The organism is Mesorhizobium sp. M7A.F.Ca.MR.362.00.0.0 (assembly GCF_004023175.1).
Taxonomy (GTDB): Bacteria; Pseudomonadota; Alphaproteobacteria; order Rhizobiales; family Rhizobiaceae; genus Mesorhizobium.
On record NZ_RZTF01000750.1, the window covers coordinates 751 to 1,319 of the forward strand.

The following is a 569-nucleotide window of genomic DNA, read 5'->3' on the forward strand; positions in this document are numbered from 1 at the left end:
CCATCACCGGCACTGCGGCCAGCATGGTGTTCATCGATTTGAGCGCCTGCTCGGACAGCACCCGGTGTGGCGGCGGCGCGTCCTTGGCGAAATCATAGACCACCTCGCCGGTGCGGGTGACGAGTTGGCTGATGCCGTGCCGGGAGCCGACGAAGCCGTTGTCGGCGAACACGCTGTAGCCCGTCGCCTGGTCCATCACCGTCATGCTCGAGGTGCCGAGCACCATCGTCTTATGTGCTTCGATCGGCGATTCCACGCCCATCGCCTCGGCCATGGCCTTGATCGGGCCGATGCCGAGATGATCCTTGGCCAGCCGCACCGGCACGGTGTTGATCGACTTGGCCATTGCCATGATCAACGTGACGTTGCCGGCCGATCCGCCGTTGTAATTGTGCGGCGACCAGCTGCCCCAGCTGATCGGGCCGCCGGAAATGATGGAGTTGGGGGTGAAGCCGTGTTCCATCGCGGTTGCGTAGACATAGGGCTTGAATGATGAGCCGGTCTGGCGCAGCGCCTTGGTGGCGCGGTTGAACTGGCTGGCCCCATAGTCGCGGCCGCCGACGATGGCG

General features: G+C 64.5%; 1 protein-coding gene. It reads right to left on the reverse strand.

All coding sequences use genetic code 11. The features are described from left to right. On the reverse strand, positions 1-569 hold a 569-nt coding region (locus tag EOC06_RS44605), incomplete at both ends, for a penicillin-binding transpeptidase domain-containing protein (protein WP_281062143.1).